The following is a 4,020-nucleotide window of genomic DNA, read 5'->3' as shown; positions in this document are numbered from 1 at the left end:
GCCTTTTGTGGTAGAAGATTTTTTAGGCTTTGATTTAAATTTAGTAGTTGCTTTTGTAGCATTAACTGGCTTTGGTGCCTTTTCAAACATTTTTATTTCAGCATTTTTTATTGAATCGCTTATATTTTCTAATTTAGATATAGATTCCATATGAAAATGATCGTCTAATAACGAGCTTTCAGCATTTCTTCTAGAATTATCAAATTTGTAGTCATCTAGATAGTTGTCATCGATATACTGTTTAATAGAATCAAATAAGCTTTGACTTATAGCAAAAGACTTTTTATCGAAAACGACTAGATAAATCATAAGGTCGTTTTCAGCGAGGAAATCCTCGATGGCGCATCTAGCTGTATGAAGTGCTTTATCCTTAGGATATCCAAAGTTTCCCGATGAAATTAGAGGAAAAGCTATAGATTTACATCTTTTTCGTTTTGCTAGATTTAAACAGTTTAAATATGTATTATAAAGAAGCTTTTCTTCATCGTGACCTCCTCCATGCCAAACAGGGCCAACCGTATGTATTATGTATTTACAATCTAGGTCATATCCTTTTGTTATAACAGCTTGAGATGTCTCTATGTGACCTATTTTATCGCATTCCTTTTGAAGCTTTTCTAGACCCGCTTTTTTAAAAATCGCACCACAGACACCTCCGCTGGCTTTGAGTCTGTTGTTAGTCGCATTGACAATGGCGTCAGTTTTTAAATTTGTAATATCCTCTCTTATTATTTCAAATGGCATAAAAATCACTCTCCATTATCGTAAAATATATATTTTTAATAATTATAACATGAAATACTTTTATTACTGTATAAATCATATAAGCATATGAAATCTGATATTTTTGCTAAAAAGATAAAAATATGTAAAACAATATTTCAATATATAAATATAATTTTAAATATTATTTTTATAATTGAGCTGAAACATTTTATTTTCTAAAATATATGTGATAAAATAGATAAATGAAATATAAATCAGGTAAATTAATTAATATAAATAAAGGGGGAGAATATTATGCATACTATGAAATATAGTAATATAGAATTTGATGTAAACATACCAGAAGAACAAATCGCATGCGAATTAGAATCTAACGTTGTAGAACTTCCACAAAGAACTGTAAAAGAACATATAGAATATGCACTAGATAATCCAATCGGAGCAGGGGATATATCAACAGTTGTCAAAAAAGGCGACAAAGTAGCAATAATAATATCTGACGTAACAAGAAAATGGCAAGCAATACCTACATATTTACCTATATTAGTAGATAGAATAAACAAATGTGGTGTGCCTGACGAAGATATAACTGTCATATCTGCTTGTGGTACTCATAGAAGACAAACTGATGAAGAACATAAAGAATTACTAGGTGAAGACTTATTCAAACGTTTAAAAATAATAGATCATGAATGTGACAAAAAAGAAGATTTAGTTTATATGGGAGAAACTTCTAGAAAAACTCCTGTATGGTTAAATAGATATGCAATAGAAGCAGATAAAATAATATTAACTGGTGGAGTTGTTTATCACTTCTTAGCTGGTTTCGGTGGAGGAAGAAAGAGTATAGTACCTGGTATAGCAGGAAGAGAAACTATAAACACTAACCACTGTAACGCTTTAAATCCTGGATTTGGAAATGGTGCAAATGTCAATGCTTGTTCAGGAAATTTATCAAAAACTAATCCATTCCACGATGACCTAGAAGAAGCTGCTGCAATGGCTAAACCAGCTTACTTATTAAATGTAGTTGCAAACTCTGACCAACAAATAATAGCTGCTTTTGCAGGGGATTGGATAAAAGCTCACAAAGCTGCAACTGAATTAGTTGACTCAATAGATGGTGTATATGTTGACGAAAGAACTCCATTAGTTATAGCAAGTGCTGGAGGATATCCAAAAGACATCAACTTATACCAAACTTCAAAAACATTATCAAACTCTAAAACTATGATAGCAGAAGGCGGAACAATGATAATATTATCTGAATGTGGTGAAGGCTTCGGAGATAAAGATTGTGAAGATCAATTAACTAAATTCGATAATATGGAAGAAAGAGAAAAAGCATTGCGTGCTGACTTCTCAATCGGTGGATTTGTCGGATACGATTTCGCTGAAACTGCTGAAAAATACAACATGATATTAGTAACTAGTATCCCACAAGAAAAATTAAGTAAAACTAAAATACATGCAGTTAAGACTTTAGATGAAGCTTTAGAATTAGCTAAAAAATTAAATGGCGGATCTATAGATGATATGAAGGTTGCATTATTACCACATGGTGCTAATACATTACCTAAATATAGATAGTAAATAGAGAATATACTTAGTCGATTTATTAATAGTTAAAAAAATAATTTAAATAAAAAGAAGTGTTCAAAAATAAAATATATTTTGCATCACTTCTTTTTTGTTTTAAATAAAAAAAATTATTTCTTTATTTTTTAAAGTTTTAAGTAGATAAATTATATTAAATAGAAAGTATATTATAGTAGATATTAAATAAATATTAAATTAAATAAAAATTAAACTTAATACAAATTAATTTATTATATTTCATAAACTTGCAAAAAAATCCAAAAACTGATACTATCTAGATATTATATAAAAATTCCAAAAATTTATATAATTCGCATTTATAAAATATTTAGGAGGGGTATATATGGAACAAAAATCACCTAAAAACAACGGTAAACAAAGTTTCTTTGATGGTGCTTTTGGGAAATATTTAGTACCTGGTATATTACTTCAATCAGTTCTTATCGGTGGTGGATATGCAACTGGTCGTGAAATTATATCTTACGGTGCTAATTATGGAGCAAAAGGATGGATAGCAGGTATTGCTACACTTATAGGATTTGCAGTTATAGCAATGGCATCATTTGAATTTGCTAGAGTAACAAAATCTTATAACTACAAGGATTTCATGAAGAATTTATTAGGAAAATTTGGTATATTATATGATTTAATTTATATCCCACTTGCAATAATAATTCTTGCAGTTATGGCATCAGCTACAGGTGAAATAGTTAATCAAACAATGGGACTTAACTATTGGGTTGGTGTTATAGTTGTTGTAATAGTTGTTGGTATATTAAACTTCTACGGTTCTAGTTTAATTGAAAGATTTGAAACTTGGGGAACTGTAGCATTATATATAGCATATATTATATTTGGTATATTAGCTATAAAAGGCGCAGGTTCACATATAAGTGAAGTATTTGCAACAGGAGATACAAGCTTTGTTGAAGGACCAGCAAGTACTTTCAATATAGTATGGCTAGGTATAGTTTATGTTGCTTACAATGTATTAGTATATCCATCTAGTTTTGAATCACTAGAAAGACAAACAACTAGAAAAGAAACATTAATAAGTGGTTTAATAGCTGGTGTATTAATGACAGTACCATGGTTTATCAGTTATATAGCATTTATGGGATTCTATCCAGACCCAGATGTATTAGGAGCTACAGTTCCTTGGCTTGTAATATTAAAGAAAGTAGGAGGAACTTGGTCAATAGTAATATTTGGTATAGTAATGGGATGGACTTTAATAGAAACTTCAACTGGTATAATCCATGCATTCGTTGCCAGAGTTAATTCAAGCTTAGAAGATTTCGGTAAAGAAAAATTAACAGGTGCTCAAAATGCGGTATTAACAGTTGTAGTATTAGCAGCAGCTGTAGTATTATCTAAGTTCGGTATAATAGACCTTATATCTAAAGGATATAACGCTATGTCATACGGATTAATGATAGTCTTCATATTACCATTATTAACTATAGGTATATATAAAATTGCTAAATCTGGAAAATAATAATTAAAAATTAATTATATAAGAAGCTACTAGTTTAAAGCTAGTAGTTTCTTTACTTTTGAAAAATAATTATTTTACTAAAATTTGTATTATCTGTATAATAAAATTAGGATTATTAAAATTACAAGGGAGTAAGTGCAATGAAAAGTAAAATAAAATATAACACAAGAGCTTTATATTTTACTGAAAAAATATCT

Annotated in this window: 3 protein-coding genes; 2 read left to right on the top strand and 1 reads right to left on the bottom strand. The window is 29.3% G+C overall.

The window, feature by feature from the left end:
- Positions 1–744: macro domain-containing protein (locus tag MR593_RS00930; protein ID WP_290685961.1), on the bottom strand; the 744-nt coding region annotated here is incomplete at its 3' end.
- A 276-nt stretch (positions 745–1,020) separates the two neighbouring features.
- On the opposite strand from MR593_RS00930, the gene larA reads away from it, so the two are divergent.
- Positions 1,021–2,316 carry a nickel-dependent lactate racemase gene (larA, locus tag MR593_RS00925; protein ID WP_290685958.1) on the top strand — a complete coding sequence of 432 codons (1,296 nt, stop codon included), beginning with the start codon at positions 1,021–1,023 and terminating at the stop codon, positions 2,314–2,316.
- Between the two features lie 352 nt (positions 2,317–2,668).
- The gene (locus MR593_RS00920; protein ID WP_290685955.1) at positions 2,669–3,823 is read left to right on the top strand and encodes a YkvI family membrane protein; all 1,155 of its coding nucleotides are present in this window, start codon (positions 2,669–2,671) and stop codon (positions 3,821–3,823) included.
- Positions 3,824–4,020 lie beyond the last annotated feature (197 nt).

The organism is Intestinibacter sp. (assembly GCF_022780145.1).
GTDB lineage: Bacteria > Bacillota > Clostridia > Peptostreptococcales > Peptostreptococcaceae > Intestinibacter.
This window is presented reverse-complemented; position numbering and strand designations above follow the sequence as displayed.

Coding starts and splice junctions, on each gene's coding strand:
- MR593_RS00920 (WP_290685955.1), top strand. CDS start 2,669: ATGGAACAAAAATCACCTAAAAACAACGGTAAACAAAGTTTCTTTGAT.
- larA (WP_290685958.1), top strand. CDS start 1,021: ATGCATACTATGAAATATAGTAATATAGAATTTGATGTAAACATACCA.